This window comes from Streptomyces sp. RPT161, from assembly GCF_027533845.1.
Lineage (GTDB): Bacteria > Actinomycetota > Actinomycetes > Streptomycetales > Streptomycetaceae > Streptantibioticus_A > Streptantibioticus_A silvisoli_A.
The window spans coordinates 600,618-616,103 of the sequence record NZ_JAPZVN010000001.1 but is presented as its reverse complement, the minus strand read 5'-3'; the positions used below and the strand labels follow the sequence as shown (position 1 = coordinate 616,103).

Here is a 15,486-nt window from a genome sequence, read left to right as displayed (position 1 = left end):
TCAGCCGGCGAGCCGGCCGATGTACAGCTCGCAGAACGCCGTGGCGGCGGCCGGGGAGTCCAGCAGCCGCCGCAGCCGTGCTTCGGCGATACGGGCCTGGAAGGGGTCGGGGTCCGTCGCCCCGTGCAGCACGTCGGCGAACCACTGCGAGAACTCCTGGTACTGCCACACCCGACGTAGGCACCGCGCCGAGTACCCGGCAAGCCCGGACCCGTCGCCGTCCCGCAGCCGCGCGGTGAGCGCCGAGCTGAGCGCGAACGCGTCATGGAGCGCGAGGTTCATGCCCTTGGCGCCGATCGGTGCCACCAGGTGCGCGCTGTCCCCGGCGAGGTGGAGCCTGCCGTACGACATCGGCTCCACGACGTAGTTGTGCATGTCGAGCACCTGCCGTTCGACGATCCGGCCCTCGGCGATCGGTGCGCCCGGCACCGCCAGCCGGGTGTGCAGTTCCCGCCAGACACGCTCGTGGCTCCAGTTCGCCGCGTCGTCACCGGACGGGCACTGGAGGTAGAAGCGGGTGATCCGCGGAGTGCGGGCCATATGGGCGGCGAAGCCGCGCGGGTGGATGCCGAAGACGACCCCCTCGGCGGAGGGCGGCGCCTCGACCAGCAGCGCCAGCCAGCCGATGCCGTAGTCACGGCTGGCGAACACGCTCTCGTGCGCCGGTATGTGGCGTCGGCAGACCCCGCGCGCACCGTCGCAACCAGCGATGTACGCGCACTCGACGCGGTGCCGCCCGCCGGTGTCCGGATCGGTGTACGTGACGAAAGGGCGCTCGGTGGTGAGGTCGTGCAGTCGCACGTCGTCGACCTCGAACCGGATGTCGCCGCCGAGCACATCGGCGTAGTGGGCGACCAGGTCGGTCACCAACTCCTGCTGCGGATAGACGAAATGGTGCTGCCCGGTCAGCCGCGCGTAGTGGATGTGGTGCCGCCGCGCATCGAAGCGGAACTCGAACGAGCCGTGCCGGCCAGCCTGTCGGAGCAGCCGCCCGGCCAGTCCGTACCGCTCCAGTTCGCGTACCGCCCACTCCTCAAGGAACCCGGCGCGTGGATGCCGCTCGATGAACTCCCGGCTGCGCGCCTCCAGCACGACGCAGTCAACGCCCCGCTGGCGCAGCAGGTTCGCCGTGCTGAGCCCGGCGGGCCCGGCACCGATGACCACGACCTGGGTACGGGTGGTTACCGTAGTCATCCGTGTGCCAGCCTTCATCCTGGTGGGGACATGTCAGCGGGGAAGTATGCCGTAGGAGGGGAAACACCGTGATGACGGGGAGTGGTCGGCGGGGCGTGCTGCGGACGCTGGGCGGTCTGCCCGCCGCGGCGACGGCGGTGACCGGTACGGTGGCGCTGTACATGGCGCTGGTGGCGTTCGGGAACATCACCGACTTCGGCACCAACCAGCAGTTCGTACGGCATGTCTTCGCGATGGACACCACGTTCCACGACAAGACGCTGATGTGGCGGGCGATCACGTCGCACGCGGTCGCGGACACCGCCTATGTGGCCATCATCGCCTGGGAGACGCTCAGCGCGGTCGTCCTGATCGCCGCAACGGCGCTGTGGACCCGCGCACTTGTGCGCGACGGCGACCTCGCCCGCGCCCGTGCCGCCAGCACGCTGGGCCTGGTGATGGTGCTGCTGCTGTTCGGCGCGGGCTTCGTCGCGATCGGCGGCGAGTGGTTCGCCATGTGGCAGTCGAAGGCCTGGAACGGCCTGGACTCCGCCGCCCGCGATATCCTCCTGGCAGGCGTCTCACTGGTCGTGGTCAGACTGCCGCACCGGGACGGCGAGTAACCGCCGGTCTCAGTCCCGCAGTTGCCACCACGTACAGCACCGGGCGGCCAGAGCGGCGACCCCACCGATCGCGGCCGAGGCCGCCAGACGCTGCCAGTCGCCGATGTCTGCGGGCAGCGCCACCGAGCCGCAGATCGAGGCGACGAGGGCCACCTTGGGAGTGTGTGATGACGGGGCGTAACGCACTGCCTTCATGAGATCACCTTAGGACGCCCCCACCGCGGCCCGGGCGGCTACCCCAGGTTCCGGGACTCGAACTCCCCGGAGTTGATGTGCCAGCTGATGACGCGTTCGGGGTGGACGCGGATGATCTCGTCGCTGAAGAAGTCCGGTGCGAGCGGCGGCTCGACACCGGTCAGCAGCTCTGCGCGGCCCCGGATCTCCACGCCCCGCCCCCAGCCCGGTTTCACGGCGCCCGGCTCGTCCGGCGTCATGTCGTCCACGACGAAGGCCACGTGTGGATTGGCCTGGGCGTTCCGCCATTTCTGGCTGCTACTCAGCCTGGGGCCGCCGATGTCGACCGTCCCGTCGGTATTGCACCGAAAACCGACCGGCCGCACCTGCGGCCCACCATCCCGTCCCACGGTGGCGAGCCTTCCCAGGCCCTGCCCCGCCAGATACGCCCGCTCCGCCTCCGTGAAAACCACCGTCCACCGCCCTACTCGCAGTACCGATCGCTGACACCCCGAACGTAGGACCTGAACCACGGTTCAGGTCAATGGCCGGACCGCCGCCCTGCCGCCTGCGGCGCAAGAGCCCGGATTTCCGATATCGCATACTCTGGGTGTTGTACGGAGCCGGTAGGCCAGAGGAAGCGAAGCCTCATGTCCGGTCTAGTCAACAAGAGCCTTGACTCACCTGACGAGGTGCGCCCCTTCGAAGAGGGCAAGGGGCAGCTGGAACTCGTCAACATCGAAGGCGGCGGCGCCGTCGGGCGGGCCACCTTCCAACCCGGCTGGCAGTGGTCCAAGCACGTCAAACCGATCGCCCAGACCGAGAGCTGCCAGGCCGCCCACACCGGATACACCATCTCGGGCCATATGAAGATCGTCATGGACGACGGCGAGGAGACGGTGATGGGTCCAGGAGACTTCACCATCATCCCGCCCGGCCACGACGCCTGGGTGGTCGGCGACGAACCCTGCGTCGTCGTGGACTGGCAGGGGTACGTCGACTACGCGAGGCGTTAGCAACTCCCTTGCCTTCATGTGGCCTGGTAACGCGGCCAGTTGGCTGGTTGCCCACGGTTCGGGCCTGGTCGAGGATCCCGCCGATTCCGGACGCGACGGGAGGCGCCGAGCCCGCGACCCGCCGCCTGTTTCGGCTGCGTCCTCCCAGCGTCCTTGCGCTCTCCGCGCACCCGTACGAACCGTCTGACGCGGGATGGCCCGTCACCTGTAGGGCGCTGTTCAACGTGAGGTGATGCTGGGCAGGCTCCCCCGGCAGTTTCCTGATCGTGTCGAGACCGAGAGGCAGCGCATGAAGCTCATCGTCCGGACAGGGGTCGCGGCAGTAGTGATCGCTGGGGCACTCGCCGCGGCCGTTGTCCCCGCTTCCGCAGCCGTGAGTGCTGAGAACGCCCCCGTGGCTGCCGGTGTGCACGCGGTGGTGGCCAACCCGCAGAGGATCAGCGCAGCCGCGTACAACCAGGCTCGCAGCATCCTGGCGCAGGCCGGAAGCCAGACGGCGGCCAAGTCACACCCCATCCACGGGCAGAAGGACGTGCCGGTCGGCTACGGCACCAGTCTGTTAGCCGCAGCACGTGACGAGTTCCGGCGGACGGACCGGAACCTCCCGGCGAAGGACAAGAAGTCCGACATGTCGATCCCGCATTACAACGCGATCCACGACGCGGCCCGGGTCATGGGCATCGACCGGTGGTGACACGGTAGGCCTCGCCGCCACACCCGGCCCCCGCACGCCCGACGGGGGTGTGGGGCCGGGTGTGGCGACCTCCCCGAAGCAGGCCCGCACGCCTCCGCGTTCGGTCGGCCCGGCCCGTCCGTCCTGCCGCGACGCACCTTCAACGCGGACTCCGCATGGTCACACGCCATGACAATCACCTTCCAGATTCCGGTGCGTTGATCTCTGCCCATACGACCTTGCCGACGCCCGCACGTGGCTCTACGCCCCACGAGTCAGCCAGCGAGGCCACCAGCGACAGACCCCGGCCGTTCACCGCATCCAGCGCTGGCGGGCGCTTTTCTGGACGCCGCTCGGATGCGTCGTGGACCTCAAGGCGCGTGCCGCGACGTGTGCGCATGAAGCGCGTCTCGATCTCTCGCCCCGGAGAGACATGGGCATGCCGCACCGCGTTCGTTAGCAACTCGGAGAGGACCAGTGTCGAGACCTCGGCGAGCTCTTCGAGCCCCCATCCGGCCAGCGTGGTACGCAACTCGGCGCGTGCCAGCCCGACGCACTGCGGTCGGCGGGACCATCGCCGTACTGCTACCGCTCCAGTGGCGTCCATCTGTCGCAACTGCATGGTCAACAGCCTCGTGGCCAACATGTGCGGCAAGTAGCCCAGCATGGTTACCCACCGTGGGTAACATCACGTGGGACAGGTCACATCGACTCGTGCGAACTGCCCGTCCCCGGAGCGCCGCTCATGCCCAAGTTCGAACCACCGCAGGAGCTTCCGGCGCGATTACTCGCCGACGCGCAGATGATCGAGGCATGCCGTCAGCGTGACTTCGCCAAGATCTTCCAGCTCGTCAAGGCACGCGCGGGCATGTATCCGTCGCTGATCGCACGACGCTGCGACATGTCACCGAGCCGGGTTGGGGAGGTGTTGTCGGGCCAACGGGTCGTGAAGGACATGACCGTGATCGAGCGCGTGGCCGACGGCCTGCGAATCCCCGGACGACTACTCGGGCTTGCCCGACGGGAGTGGGAGCCGAGCGACGGCCAACAGCCCCTCTTGCCCGTGTCCGACGTCGTCCCCACGTGGCTGCCAGGGGATACGACACCGGACAACCTGTCGGCTACGCCAATCACGGACGACGCGACCGACCCCGAATTCGTGCTGGCACTCATTGAGAGCCAGCTCCCGCAGCACTACAAGGGGGCGAACTTCTTCGGCGCGCGGCAGACCCTTCCCCTTGTGCTGCACTACGCGCAGAGCGTCGCAACCCTGTTGGAGACGGCCAACGGGTCCACGCGGAAAGGGCTGTTACGCGTCGGCTCACGGGTAGCCGAGTTCCTGGGCTGGCTGTTCCAGGATATTGGGGACTCCCGATCGGCGGCCTACTGGTCGGACCGGTCCATGGAGTGGGCGCAGGAGGCCGCCGACGACCACATGCAGTCCTACGTACTGTTCCGCAAGAGCAACCAGGCGACATCACGAATGAGCGCCGAAAGGGCCGTTGGCCTCGCACGTGCCGCGCAGCGGATCCCCGGACTGACGCCCCGGATCACCGCACTCGCCGCCCAGCAAGAAGCCCAGGGATACGCCCTCATGCGCAACCCCAGGGCCGCACTCGCCAAGTTCGACGAGGCGCACACTCTGGCCTCGGAGCCGAACCTGACAGGGCTGGCTACCGCGATCGACACGTCGTACTGCACACCCACCTACATCGAGATCCAGCGCGCGAACTGTTGGATCGACCTGGGCGAGCCGATGCGCGCGGTCAGCCTCTTCGAGAAGGAACTCGCCACCCTCCCGCAGGCCTACCGCAACGACCGGAGTGTCTACCTCGCCCGGCTGGCCCGCGCCTACGCCAGAGCCGACGAGCCAGAGCGCGGAGCCGAGGCCGCCACCAAGGCGCTGGCCATCGTCGCGCAAACAGGATCGGCACGGACATTGGCTGAACTTGCCGCAGTCGCCAAGGCGGTAGCTCACCGCCCCGACGTACCCGCAGTCGCGACCTTCACTGACCACTTTGATGTGATCCGTGACCGGTTCGCGTCATGATCAGAGCAGGAACGATGAGGGATGCTGGGATCATGGACGCTCTGATCACGCAAGCCACATCCGGCGACGAACGCCGCAGGGGAGCGGCTGTCGCCGTGCTTCCCGTGGGTAGCTTCGAGCAACACGGCGACCACCTGCCCCTGATCACCGATACCGCGATCGCCTGCTTGATAGCACGCCGTATCGCCGATGACCACGGTCTCTTCCTCCTGCCGCCGGTCACGATCTCCTGTTCCCACGAGCACGCGCCCATGGCCGGGACGGTGAGCATCAGTGCCGCCACCCTCTACGCGGTGGTCAACGACATCTGGCGATCACTCGAAGCGTCCGGCGTACCCGGCCTGATCATCGTCAACGGCCATGGCGGCAACTACGTCCTGTCCAACGTGGTCCAGGAGATCAACGTCAGCGGCCCCCGCGTCGCCCTGTTCCCCGGGCACGAGGACCGCGCCAAGGCCCGTGCGGACGCGGCACTGGAGAGCAGCAGCGCAGAGGACATGCACGGCGGAGAGTTCGAAGTCTCCCTCCTCCTCCACGGCGCCCCGCACCTTGTTCGCGAAGGCGTCGAAGGAGATGACCACTCAGCGCCGAAGCGGCCCCATCTCCTCACCTTGGGGATGGCTGGCTACACGACCAACGGGATCATCGGCCAGCCGTCACTCGCCAGCGCGACCAAGGGCAAGGCGATCCTGGACAGCTTCTCTCGCTCTGTTGAAGCGCATCTCGCCCTGATCGATCGCCCAGCCGCCGAAGGCCGTTAGTCGCTCGTCGGCGCGATCCCCGTCGGGCACGAGCCACGGTCGCCCTCGGACGGGGCACTTACTCGTGGGAGGAGCGCTTCGATGATCGCGGCTGCGTCAGCGGGCAGGGCCTCAGCCATCGGCCTTGGCCACGCCCACCGGGCAGGAGACCCCCGTCCCGCCGATGCCGCAGTAGCCTGCCGGGTTCTTGTCCAGGTACTGCTGGTGGTACGGCTCGGCCGGGTAGAAGGGGGTGGCCGGGAGGATCTCGGTGGTGATGGGGCCGTAGCCCGCGCTGGTGAGCGTGGACTGGTAGGCGTCGCGGGAGGCGGTGGCCGCGGACTGCTGGGCGGGGGAGTGGGTGTAGATCGCGGAGCGGTACTGGGTGCCGATGTCGTTGCCCTGGCGGAAGCCCTGGGTGGGGTCGTGGGACTCCCAGAAGACCTTCAGCAGTTGCTCGTAGGAGACCACGGACGGGTCGAAGACGACCCGCACGGCCTCGGTGTGGCCGGTCTGGCCGCCGCACACCTCCTCGTAGCTGGGGTTCGGGGTGTGCCCGCCCTGGTAGCCGACGAGCGTCGTCCACACGCCTGGCTGCTTCCAGAAGCGGCGCTCGGCGCCCCAGAAGCAGCCCAGGCCGAAGTCCGCCACCTCCAGGCCCTCCGGGTACGGTCCGGCCAGCGGGTTGCCCAGTACCGTGTGCCGCTCGGAGAGCGGGAACTGTGGCCGGTCGCGGCCGGGCAGGGCCTCTTCGGCGGTCGGCAGCTTGTTCTTGAAGCGGTTCAGGAACATCGGCGGATCTCCTCACTGCATGGGCTCTCCACGAGAACGTAACGGCGGACCAGGGGATTCCGGGCGAGTGCACGGGGCCCGGCGCATTACGCTCGGGCTCATGAGCGACCAGCACACCGACCGGCAGCAGAGTTTCGAGACCCTCGCCATCCACGCGGGGCAGCCCGCCGACGCGCAGACCGGCGCCGTCGTCACCCCCATCTACCAGGTGTCCACCTACAAGCAGGACGGCGTGGGCGGCCTGCGCGGCGGCTACGAGTACAGCCGTTCCGCCAACCCGACCAGGACCGCCCTGGAGGAGAACCTCGCCGCCCTGGAGGGCGGTCGACGCGGCCTCGCCTTCGCGTCCGGACTGGCCGCCGAGGACTGCCTCCTGCGCACCGTCCTGGTGCCCGGCGACCACGTGGTGATCCCCAACGACGCCTACGGCGGCACGTTCCGCCTGTTCAGCAAGGTCGTCGAGCGCTGGGGCGTGCAGTGGTCGGTGGCCGACACCTCCGACCCGGCGGCGGTGCGCGCCGAACTGCGGCCCAACACCAAGGTCGTCTGGGTCGAGACGCCCAGCAACCCGCTGCTCGGCGTGACGGACATCGCGGCGGTCGCCGACATCGCGCGTGCCGCGGGCGCGCTGCTGGTGGTGGACAACACCTTCGCCAGCCCGTACCTCCAGCAGCCGCTGGCGCTCGGCGCGGACGTGGTGGTGCACTCCACCACCAAGTACATGGGCGGGCACTCCGACGTGGTCGGCGGCGCGCTGGTCACCTCGGACGTCGAGCTGGGTGAGCGGCTGGCGTACCACCAGAACGCGATGGGCGCGGTGGCCGGGCCGTTCGACGCCTGGCTGGTGATGCGCGGCATCAAGACTCTGGCGGTGCGCATGGACCGGCACAGCGCCAACGCGGCGCGCATCGCGGAGATGCTGGTCAACCACCCCAAGGTGACCCAGGTGTTCTACCCGGGGCTTCCCGGGCACGCCGGTCACGAGGTCGCCGCCAAGCAGATGCGGGCGTTCGGCGGGATGATCTCGTTCCGGGTCACCGGCGGCGAGGAGGCGGCCGTCGAGGTGTGCAACCGGGCCAGGCTGTTCACGCTGGGCGAGTCGCTGGGCGGCGTCGAGTCGCTGATCGAGCACCCCGGCCGGATGACCCACGCCTCGGCCGCGGGCTCCGCCCTGGAGGTCCCCGCCGACCTGGTCCGGCTGTCGGTCGGCATCGAGTCGGTGGACGACCTGCTGGCCGACCTGACCGAGGCGCTGGGGTAACGGTTCACCTGGGGGCGAGCCCCCAACTCCCCAGCGGCGCCGGGGGGCTTGGCGGCGTGGGCCACCGCGCCGCCACCCACATTCCCGCGGCCACCGCCGCCGCGAGCAGCACCGCGCACAGGGCGAGCCGCAGCAGCCGTCGCCGGCGCAGCAGGCGGTGGCCCCGGTTCGCCGCGCGTGCCGCCAGGTCGGCCGGGACCGGCGGGTGCGCACCGGTGAGCATCCGCCGGACCTCGGCTTCCTTGCGGTCCGGCAGCGGGCCGCTGACCGCCCCGCTCACGCCCGGCTCCGCATCGCCGCCACCGCCCGCAGGCACAGGGTGCGCAGCCGTTCCGCGGGCAGCCCGAGCTGCGCCGCGGCCTGCTCCTCGGGCAGGCCCTCGTAGAGCCGTAGCACCAGCACCAGCCGTTCCCGGGGCGGCAGCCGGTCCAGCAGGCCGCCGCGCGGCCGCCGGTACCGCCAGGCGCGGTGCGCGAACCGGGTGGTCAGCTCCTGCCGGGTACGGTCGTACGGATCGTCGCCGCGCATCCGGAACCAGTCCGCGTAGGTCCGTGCCAGCGCCGCCACCAACAGCCGTTCGCCCTCGGCGGGGTCACCGGTCAGCAAGGTGGCGGCATGCAGCAGCCGCCCAGCCGCGCCCGCGGTGAACGCCTCGAACTCCCGGTCCCTGCGCCGCTCTTGGGCGCCGTGGCGCGCTCCCACCATGCTTCCCCCGGCCCGGGTGCCTGCACGCTTCGCACGCTATGGGACGGCACGTGGTGCGAAGTGGTCAAGAGCCGCGAGGCTGTTACGACTCCCCGCCCCCCGAGGCCGCGTGGTAGTCGGCCAGCGCGGTGTTGAAGCGGTCGAGCAGATCGGTGAACTGCTCCCGCTCGTGCTGTGACCACCCCGCGGTGACGACCTCCATCAGCGCGCACCGGGAGGCCCGCACCTCCTCCAGGCGGCCACGGCCGCGCGGGGAGAGCGCCAGTACGACGGCGCGGCCGTCCTCGGGGTGGGAGGTGCGTTTGACCAGTCCGGACTCGACCAGTGGTGCCACCTGGCGGGTCACCGTGGAGGAGTCGATTCCCATGCCCTCGGCGAGCGCCTTGACGCCCATGGGGCCTTCCCGGTCGAGCCTGTTCAGCAGCAGATAGGCCGCACGGTCCATCGAGTTGCGCGCCTTGCCCACACCACCGAGGCGGGTCTGCTCGGCGCGCCGCGCGAAGAGGGCGACCTGATGCTGAAGGCGCTCGAAAAGCGCGGCAGATGTCATGTCAACGGAGGTCGGCATGTCGGAAGGGTACGCGGACGGGGGGTTCCCCGTACCCCCGCCGCCCAAACATATCGTCCGACAGCCGGACAGCCGCTCATTCCTACCGCATTCGTCCGGGTTCCCTACTGCATCCGTACTGCGTTCGGGCACCTGGGTGCGATGCTTGGCCGCATGGTCGACAAGTCTGCTTCCGTCACTCTCGACGACGTGCGCAACGCCCAGAAGACGCTGTCGGGCGTGGCCCGGGTGACCGCGTTGGAGGGCAGCCGGCATCTGTCCGCCCTCGTCGGCGCGCCGGTCCACCTCAAGTGCGAAAACCTGCAACGAACCGGTTCGTTCAAGTTGCGCGGCGCCTATGTGCGGATCGCGGGCCTGTCGGAACAGGAACGGGCGGCCGGTGTGGTGGCGGCCAGCGCGGGCAACCACGCGCAGGGGGTGGCGCTGGCCGCCGCGCTGCTCGGGGTGCGGGCCACCGTCTTCATGCCGGTCGGCGCCCCGCTGCCGAAGGTGGCGGCCACCCGCGACTACGGCGCCGAAGTCCGGCTGCAGGGGCAGGTGGTGGACGAGACGCTGCGCGCCGCGCAGGAGTACGCGAGCGTCACCGGCGCCGTCTTCATCCATCCCTTCGACCACGCCGACGTGGTGGCCGGGCAGGGCACGGTGGGCCTGGAGATCCTGGAGCAGTGCCCGGAGGTGCGCACCATCGTGGTGGGCGTCGGCGGAGGCGGTCTGGTCGCCGGGATCGCGGTGGCGGTCAAGGCGCTGCGGCCGGACGTACGGGTGGTGGGGGTGCAGGCGGCGGGCGCGGCGGCGTATCCGCCCTCGCTGGCGGCCGGGCGGCCGGTGGCCGTCGACGCTCCGGTGACCATGGCCGACGGTATCCGGGTCGGGCGGCCGGGGGACGTGCCGTTCCGGATAGTCGGCGAACTGGTGGACGAGGTGCGCACGGTCTCCGAGGACGCGTTGTCCCGGGCGCTGCTGCTCTGCCTTGAGCGGGCGAAGCTGGTGGTGGAGCCCGCTGGGGCGAGCCCGGTGGCGGCGCTGCTCAGCGAGCCGGAGGCCTTCGAGGGGCCGGTGGTCGCGGTGCTGTCCGGCGGGAACGTGGACCCGTTGCTGATGCAGCGGATCCTGACCCACGGCATGGCGGCGGCCGGGCGGTATCTGTCGCTGCGGTTGCGACTCACCGACAGTCCGGGGGCGTTGGCGACGCTCCTGGGGGTGTTGTCAGAGGTGGACGCTAACGTCCTGGACGTGAGCCATGTGCGGACCGATCCGCGGCTGGGGCTCACGGAGGCGGAGGTGGAGCTGCATCTGGAGACGAAGGGGCCGGAGCACTGCGCGCGGGTGGCCGAGGCGCTGGGCGAGGCGGGGTACACCGTCATCGGCTGAGCTCAAGGTGGGGTCGCGTACGCGCGCCGAGAACACGATGGGTTGACGCGATATATCGCGAGCTGGAATACTCGCGATGCATCGCAATGCTGCCATGCCGGGTCGCGATGCCCGGAATTCCGGGCGATGGTGGCACATATCGCCATGGCGGCCACCGATGCCGCCGTGCGCGACGGAGCGCCCGGTTCGCCACGTACAGCGCCGAATACGTAGCCCACACCCAGGGAGTAACTCCTATGCCAGGTGCCATTTATGCCGAAGGTCTGGTGAAGACCTTCGGCGAGGTACGGGCGCTGGACGGCGTCGACCTCGACGTCCCGGAAGGCACCGTGCTCGGTCTCCTCGGCCCCAACGGCGCCGGGAAGACCACTGCCGTAAGGGTCCTGACCACGTTGCTGCGGCCGGACGGCGGCCGTGCCGAGGTGGCGGGCATCGACGTCCTCAAGCACCCCAACGAAGTGCGCCGGTCCATCGGCCTGTCCGGCCAGTTCGCCGCGGTCGACGAGTACCTCACCGGCCGGGAGAACCTCCGAATGGTCGGCCAGCTCTACCAGATGAGCGCCAAGGCCGCCAAAGTCCGCGCCGGTGAACTGCTGGACCGCTTCAACCTCTCCGACGCCGCCGACCGGCCCGCCAAGACGTACTCCGGCGGCATGCGCCGCCGGCTCGACCTGGCCGCCGCCCTCGTCGTGCAGCCGCCGGTGATGTTCATGGACGAGCCGACCACCGGCCTCGACCCGCGCAACCGCCAGCAACTGTGGGAAGTGATCAAGGAGTTGGTCTCCGGCGGGACCACGCTGCTGCTCACCACGCAGTACCTGGAGGAGGCCGACAACCTCGCGCACGACATCGCGGTGATCGACCACGGCCGGGTCATCGCACGCGGCACCTCCGACCAACTCAAGGCCCGCACCGGCGGCGAACGCGTCGAAGTCGTCGTCCAGGCACCGGAGATGATCGACCGGGCGACGGCGATCCTGCGGAAGCACAGCGCGAGGGGGCTCAACAAGGCCGAGGTCACGGTCGATCGGCACACCCGGCGGGTCACCGCCCCGGTCGCCGGCGGTGCCAAGCTCCTCGCGGAGGTCATCCGCGAACTCGACACCCACGGCATAGAGATAGACGACATAGGACTGCGCCGCCCCACCCTCGACGACGTCTTCCTCGCCCTCACCGGCCATGCCGCGCAGGACGCCGCGGCCACAGACGCCGAAGGCCCCGCCGCGCACCGAGCCGAGGAGGCCGCGAAGTGACCGCCCCCGCAGAGACCTTCAGCCACAGCCGCGCGCCGCGCCCCTCCGGCGGCCCGGCCCAGGCCGCACGCGACTCCCTGGTGGTCGCCAAGCGGAACCTGATCCGCATGGTGCGGATACCCGAGGTGGTCATCTTCGGGCTGATCCAGCCCATCATGTTCGTGGTGCTGTTCAGCTATGTTTTCGGCGGCGCGATCCCGGTGCCGGGGCATCCCGGCAACGACCCGTCCGTCTACCGCGAGTACCTGATGGCGGGCATCTTCGCGCAGACGGTGACGTTCGCCACGGCGGGCGCGGGCGCGGGCATCGCCGACGACATGCACAAGGGGCTGATCGACAGGTTCCGTTCGCTGCCGATGTCCCGTGGCGCGGTGCTCACCGGGCGCACGCTGGCGGACCTGGTGCAGACGGCGCTGACCGTGCTGGTGCTGGTCGTGGTGGCGGTCATCGTCGGCTGGCGGATCCACGACGGCTTCCCCAAGGCGCTGGCCGCGATCGGGCTGCTGCTCCTGCTCGGGTACGCGTTCTCGTGGATCGGCGCGCTGATCGGGCTTTCGGTACGGACACCGGAGGCGGCCACCTCCGGCGGGCTGATCTGGCTGTTCCCGTTGACGTTCGTCTCGAACGCGTTCGTGCCGACCAGCAACATGCCCGCGTTCCTGCGGCACGTGGCCGACTGGAACCCGTTCAGCGCCACCGTGCAGGCGGCCCGCCAACTGTTCGGCAACCCGCGGGGCGCGGTCTCGCACGCCTGGCCCATGGAGCATCCCGCGCTGGCGTCGCTGCTGTGGTCGCTGCTGATCATCGCGGTGTTCCGCACGCTCGCGGTGCGCAAGTACCGCTCGGCGACGGCCTGATCCCCTCGGGGGTTCCTTCGGGGCCGCTCAAGCGCGAAGCCCCCGGACCGCACGGGGGGTCCGGGGGCTTCGTCGTGCTCAGGAGACGCGGCTCAGGCCGCGCCGTACGGCTTGGCGGACAGGATCTTCACCGACGCCTTCCTGCCGTTCGGCAGTTCGTACTCGGCGTCGTCACCGGCCTTCTTGCCGTTGACCGCCGCGCCCAGCGGGGACTGCGGCGAGTAGGTCTCGACGTCGGAGGAGATGCCCTCGCGGGAGCCCAGCAGGAAGGTCTCGGTGTCGTCGGGGTCGCCGTCGAAGGCGATCGTGACCACCATGCCGGGCGCGACCACGCCGTTGTCCGCGGGCGCCTCGCCGACCTTCGCGTGCTGGAGCAGCTGGGTCAGCTGGCGGATCCGCAGCTCCAGCTTGCCCTGGTCCTCGCGCGCGGCGTGGTATCCGGCGTTCTCCTTCAGGTCGCCCTCCTGGCGGGCTTCCTCGATCTTGGCCACGATCTCGGCGCGGGCGGGACCCGACAGGTGCTCCAGCTCGGCCTTGAGCTGGTCGTACGCCTCCTGGGTGAGCCAGGTGACGTTGTCGCTGGTCTGGGTCACGGGTGCTCCTCGTCGGTACTCGGCTTGCTGCTTACTTGTGCTGCTTGTCTTCAGTCCTACTGCCTGGCTCCGGCTCGTTCCAGCTGGTTCCAGATGCACTTAACGCCCTTCCGACGGCCTGCGGCCGTGCGGACGGGCGAAACCACGAGCGTAACAATTACCGCCGACGACCGGGAGAAGGAAGCCGTTAAATTCCCCTCGGCGCCCTCTCGGAACCGAGGGCGTCAGTGCTGGTCAGCGGCCTTGCAGCTGAGGAGTTCCGCGGTGGTTCCGCGGGCCGTGGTGCGGATCGTCACGGTGGTGTCCACCGTGGTCGCTGAGCCGCCGACCGTCACGTCCCTGCGGCCCACCTCGGACTGGTCCGCGGCCTGCGAGCGCAGGGTGCACACGGCGGTCTGCCCGCTGTCCTTGTGGACCTCCAGATGGGCCCGCACCGCGCTGTCGGAGAGAACCTCGAAGGTGACGACCTGGCCGCTGACGGTGTTGGTGGACAGGTACCACCAGCCACCGATGCCCAGGCCGACCGCCAGCGCCCCGCCCAGCACCGCGCCGAGCAGCTTCAACCGCCGGTCGGTGGCCGCACTGTCGGCGCGCCCGTAACGCCCCTCGGGCAACCGGTCGCGCACCGCGCTCATGATCGATCCTCCAGCGAAGGGGCCACGGAATTATTCACGCCCCCGCGTCGGTCACTATAGAGGGCGTCGCTAGACCTACCGACCCCCACTCCCGTAGCCCATCCTTCACCGTAAGGACCTCTGCCTTGACCGATCAGCTGCGACTGATGGCCGTGCACGCGCATCCCGACGACGAGTCCAGCAAGGGCGCGGCGACGATGGCCAAGTACGTGTCCGAAGGCGTGGACGTGCTGGTGGCCACCTGTACCGGTGGCGAGCGCGGTTCCGTGCTGAACCCCAAGCTCCAGGGTGACCCCTACATCGAGGAGCACATCCACGAGGTTCGGGCCAAGGAGATGGACGAGGCCCGGCAGATCCTGGGCGTCAAGCAGGCCTGGCTCGGTTTCGTGGACTCCGGGCTGCCCGAGGGCGACCCGCTGCCGCCGCTGCCGGAGGGCTGCTTCGCGCTGCAGGACGTGGAGGAGGCCGCGGGCGAGCTGGTCAAGCTGATCCGTGAGTTCCGGCCGCATGTGATCACCACATATGACGAGAACGGGGGTTACCCGCACCCCGACCACATCATGACCCACAAGATCTCGATGGTGGCCTTCGACGCGGCCGGGGATCCGGAGCGCTACCCGGACGCGGGTGAGCCGTGGACGCCGCTGAAGCTCTACTACAACCAGGGTTTCAACCGGGCTCGTACCGTCGCCCTGCACGAGGGGCTGCTGGCCCGCGGCCTGGAGTCGCCGTACGGGGAGTGGCTGGAGCGGTGGGAGAAGATGGACCGGCCGGACCGGGAGATCACCACCTACGTGCCGTGCGCCGACTTCTTCGAGATCCGGGACAAGGCGCTGCTGGCGCACGCCACGCAGATCGACCCCGACGGGTTCTGGTTCCACGTGCCGATGGACGCGCAGAAGGAGATCTGGCCGACCGAGGACTACGAGCTGGCGCGGTCCCGGGTGGACACCACATTGCCGGAATCGGACCTCTTTGCGGGCGTCCGCGAGGCGGGGTAGA

At 69.6% G+C, this 15,486-nt stretch carries 20 protein-coding genes; 10 read left to right on the top strand and 10 right to left on the bottom strand.

What is annotated here, in order from left to right:
• Entirely contained in the window at positions 1–1,194 is a 1,194-nt protein-coding gene (locus O5O46_RS02760; RefSeq protein WP_269853561.1) for a 4-hydroxybenzoate 3-monooxygenase, read from the bottom strand.
• 71 nt (positions 1,195–1,265) lie between these two features.
• Here O5O46_RS02760 and O5O46_RS02755 point away from each other — a divergent pair, with 71 nt between their 5' ends.
• Positions 1,266–1,796 carry a DUF2165 domain-containing protein gene (locus tag O5O46_RS02755; protein ID WP_269853560.1) on the top strand — a complete coding sequence of 177 codons (531 nt, stop codon included), beginning with the start codon at positions 1,266–1,268 and terminating at the stop codon, positions 1,794–1,796.
• 9 nt (positions 1,797–1,805) lie between these two features.
• Here the strand turns inward: O5O46_RS02755 and O5O46_RS02750 are convergent, their stop codons facing one another.
• The gene (locus O5O46_RS02750) at positions 1,806–1,991 is read right to left on the bottom strand and encodes a hypothetical protein (protein ID WP_269853559.1); all 186 of its coding nucleotides are present in this window, start codon (positions 1,989–1,991) and stop codon (positions 1,806–1,808) included.
• Positions 1,992–2,029: 38 nt separating this feature from the next.
• On the bottom strand, positions 2,030–2,443 hold the full coding sequence (locus O5O46_RS02745; protein WP_269853558.1) for a PPOX class F420-dependent oxidoreductase: 414 nt from the start codon (positions 2,441–2,443) through the stop codon (positions 2,030–2,032).
• Positions 2,444–2,620: 177 nt separating this feature from the next.
• Here O5O46_RS02745 and O5O46_RS02740 point away from each other — a divergent pair, with 177 nt between their 5' ends.
• Positions 2,621–2,986 (top strand): cupin domain-containing protein, encoded by a 366-nt coding sequence (locus O5O46_RS02740; protein ID WP_269853557.1) that lies wholly within the window; start codon positions 2,621–2,623, stop codon positions 2,984–2,986.
• A gap of 373 nt (positions 2,987–3,359) precedes the next feature.
• Positions 3,360–3,680 (top strand): hypothetical protein, encoded by a 321-nt coding sequence (locus tag O5O46_RS02735; protein ID WP_269853556.1) that lies wholly within the window; start codon positions 3,360–3,362, stop codon positions 3,678–3,680.
• Positions 3,681–3,855: 175 nt separating this feature from the next.
• Here O5O46_RS02735 and O5O46_RS02730 read toward each other — a convergent pair whose 3' ends face one another.
• Positions 3,856–4,326 (bottom strand): ATP-binding protein, encoded by a 471-nt coding sequence (locus tag O5O46_RS02730; protein WP_269853555.1) that lies wholly within the window; start codon positions 4,324–4,326, stop codon positions 3,856–3,858.
• A gap of 78 nt (positions 4,327–4,404) precedes the next feature.
• Between O5O46_RS02730 and O5O46_RS02725 the strand changes: the two genes are divergently transcribed.
• Positions 4,405–5,709 carry a hypothetical protein gene (locus O5O46_RS02725; protein WP_269853554.1) on the top strand — a complete coding sequence of 435 codons (1,305 nt, stop codon included), beginning with the start codon at positions 4,405–4,407 and terminating at the stop codon, positions 5,707–5,709.
• Positions 5,710–5,741: 32 nt separating this feature from the next.
• Positions 5,742–6,470, top strand: coding sequence for a creatininase family protein (locus O5O46_RS02720; protein ID WP_269853553.1), 729 nt, complete (start codon positions 5,742–5,744; stop codon positions 6,468–6,470).
• Between the two features lie 111 nt (positions 6,471–6,581).
• Here the strand turns inward: O5O46_RS02720 and msrA are convergent, their stop codons facing one another.
• Positions 6,582–7,241, bottom strand: coding sequence for a peptide-methionine (S)-S-oxide reductase MsrA (gene msrA, locus O5O46_RS02715; protein WP_269853552.1), 660 nt, complete (start codon positions 7,239–7,241; stop codon positions 6,582–6,584).
• A 100-nt stretch (positions 7,242–7,341) separates the two neighbouring features.
• Between msrA and O5O46_RS02710 the strand changes: the two genes are divergently transcribed.
• Positions 7,342–8,502 carry a cystathionine gamma-synthase gene (locus tag O5O46_RS02710; protein WP_269853551.1) on the top strand — a complete coding sequence of 387 codons (1,161 nt, stop codon included), beginning with the start codon at positions 7,342–7,344 and terminating at the stop codon, positions 8,500–8,502.
• Between the two features lie 4 nt (positions 8,503–8,506).
• On the opposite strand, the gene O5O46_RS02705 is transcribed toward O5O46_RS02710, so the two are convergent.
• The 3 genes from O5O46_RS02705 to O5O46_RS02695 form a co-directional block, all read right to left on the bottom strand.
• The gene (locus O5O46_RS02705; protein ID WP_443072358.1) at positions 8,507–8,782 is read right to left on the bottom strand and encodes a hypothetical protein; all 276 of its coding nucleotides are present in this window, start codon (positions 8,780–8,782) and stop codon (positions 8,507–8,509) included.
• Entirely contained in the window at positions 8,779–9,207 is a 429-nt protein-coding gene (locus O5O46_RS02700; RefSeq protein WP_269853550.1) for a sigma factor-like helix-turn-helix DNA-binding protein, read from the bottom strand. Before O5O46_RS02700 ends, O5O46_RS02705 begins: the two co-directional genes overlap by 4 nt.
• A gap of 82 nt (positions 9,208–9,289) precedes the next feature.
• On the bottom strand, positions 9,290–9,775 hold the full coding sequence (locus O5O46_RS02695) for a MarR family winged helix-turn-helix transcriptional regulator (protein ID WP_269853549.1): 486 nt from the start codon (positions 9,773–9,775) through the stop codon (positions 9,290–9,292).
• A 153-nt stretch (positions 9,776–9,928) separates the two neighbouring features.
• Here O5O46_RS02695 and ilvA point away from each other — a divergent pair, with 153 nt between their 5' ends.
• The 3 genes from ilvA (at position 9,929) to O5O46_RS02680 (ending at position 13,256) form a co-directional block, all read left to right on the top strand.
• The gene (gene ilvA, locus O5O46_RS02690) at positions 9,929–11,146 is read left to right on the top strand and encodes a threonine ammonia-lyase (RefSeq protein WP_269853548.1); all 1,218 of its coding nucleotides are present in this window, start codon (positions 9,929–9,931) and stop codon (positions 11,144–11,146) included.
• Between the two features lie 236 nt (positions 11,147–11,382).
• Entirely contained in the window at positions 11,383–12,399 is a 1,017-nt protein-coding gene (locus O5O46_RS02685) for an ATP-binding cassette domain-containing protein (RefSeq protein WP_269853547.1), read from the top strand.
• Complete coding sequence (locus O5O46_RS02680; protein WP_269853546.1) at positions 12,396–13,256, top strand: ABC transporter permease; 861 nt, start codon at positions 12,396–12,398, stop codon at positions 13,254–13,256. Before O5O46_RS02685 ends, O5O46_RS02680 begins: the two co-directional genes overlap by 4 nt.
• Before the next feature lie 92 nt (positions 13,257–13,348).
• Here O5O46_RS02680 and greA read toward each other — a convergent pair whose 3' ends face one another.
• Both greA and O5O46_RS02670 read right to left on the bottom strand, forming a co-directional pair.
• On the bottom strand, positions 13,349–13,849 hold the full coding sequence (greA, locus tag O5O46_RS02675; protein WP_269853545.1) for a transcription elongation factor GreA: 501 nt from the start codon (positions 13,847–13,849) through the stop codon (positions 13,349–13,351).
• 224 nt (positions 13,850–14,073) lie between these two features.
• Positions 14,074–14,484, bottom strand: coding sequence for a DUF4307 domain-containing protein (locus O5O46_RS02670; protein WP_269853544.1), 411 nt, complete (start codon positions 14,482–14,484; stop codon positions 14,074–14,076).
• A 125-nt stretch (positions 14,485–14,609) separates the two neighbouring features.
• Between O5O46_RS02670 and mca the strand changes: the two genes are divergently transcribed.
• On the top strand, positions 14,610–15,485 hold the full coding sequence (gene mca / locus O5O46_RS02665; protein ID WP_269853543.1) for a mycothiol conjugate amidase Mca: 876 nt from the start codon (positions 14,610–14,612) through the stop codon (positions 15,483–15,485).
• Position 15,486 lies beyond the last annotated feature (1 nt).

What these genes read in the sequence shown, in the direction of transcription:
- O5O46_RS02760 (WP_269853561.1), bottom strand. Translation starts at nt 1,194, where the DNA reads ATGACTACGGTAACCACCCGTACCCAGGTCGTGGTCATCGGTGCCGGG.
- O5O46_RS02755 (WP_269853560.1), top strand. Translation starts at nt 1,266, where the DNA reads ATGACGGGGAGTGGTCGGCGGGGCGTGCTGCGGACGCTGGGCGGTCTG.
- O5O46_RS02750 (WP_269853559.1), bottom strand. Translation starts at nt 1,991, where the DNA reads ATGAAGGCAGTGCGTTACGCCCCGTCATCACACACTCCCAAGGTGGCC.
- O5O46_RS02740 (WP_269853557.1), top strand. Translation starts at nt 2,621, where the DNA reads ATGTCCGGTCTAGTCAACAAGAGCCTTGACTCACCTGACGAGGTGCGC.
- O5O46_RS02730 (WP_269853555.1), bottom strand. Translation starts at nt 4,326, where the DNA reads ATGCTGGGCTACTTGCCGCACATGTTGGCCACGAGGCTGTTGACCATG.
- O5O46_RS02725 (WP_269853554.1), top strand. Translation starts at nt 4,405, where the DNA reads ATGCCCAAGTTCGAACCACCGCAGGAGCTTCCGGCGCGATTACTCGCC.
- O5O46_RS02720 (WP_269853553.1), top strand. Translation starts at nt 5,742, where the DNA reads ATGGACGCTCTGATCACGCAAGCCACATCCGGCGACGAACGCCGCAGG.
- msrA (WP_269853552.1), bottom strand. Translation starts at nt 7,241, where the DNA reads ATGTTCCTGAACCGCTTCAAGAACAAGCTGCCGACCGCCGAAGAGGCC.
- O5O46_RS02710 (WP_269853551.1), top strand. Translation starts at nt 7,342, where the DNA reads ATGAGCGACCAGCACACCGACCGGCAGCAGAGTTTCGAGACCCTCGCC.
- O5O46_RS02700 (WP_269853550.1), bottom strand. Translation starts at nt 9,207, where the DNA reads ATGGTGGGAGCGCGCCACGGCGCCCAAGAGCGGCGCAGGGACCGGGAG.
- O5O46_RS02695 (WP_269853549.1), bottom strand. Translation starts at nt 9,775, where the DNA reads ATGCCGACCTCCGTTGACATGACATCTGCCGCGCTTTTCGAGCGCCTT.
- ilvA (WP_269853548.1), top strand. Translation starts at nt 9,929, where the DNA reads ATGGTCGACAAGTCTGCTTCCGTCACTCTCGACGACGTGCGCAACGCC.
- O5O46_RS02685 (WP_269853547.1), top strand. Translation starts at nt 11,383, where the DNA reads ATGCCAGGTGCCATTTATGCCGAAGGTCTGGTGAAGACCTTCGGCGAG.
- O5O46_RS02670 (WP_269853544.1), bottom strand. Translation starts at nt 14,484, where the DNA reads ATGAGCGCGGTGCGCGACCGGTTGCCCGAGGGGCGTTACGGGCGCGCC.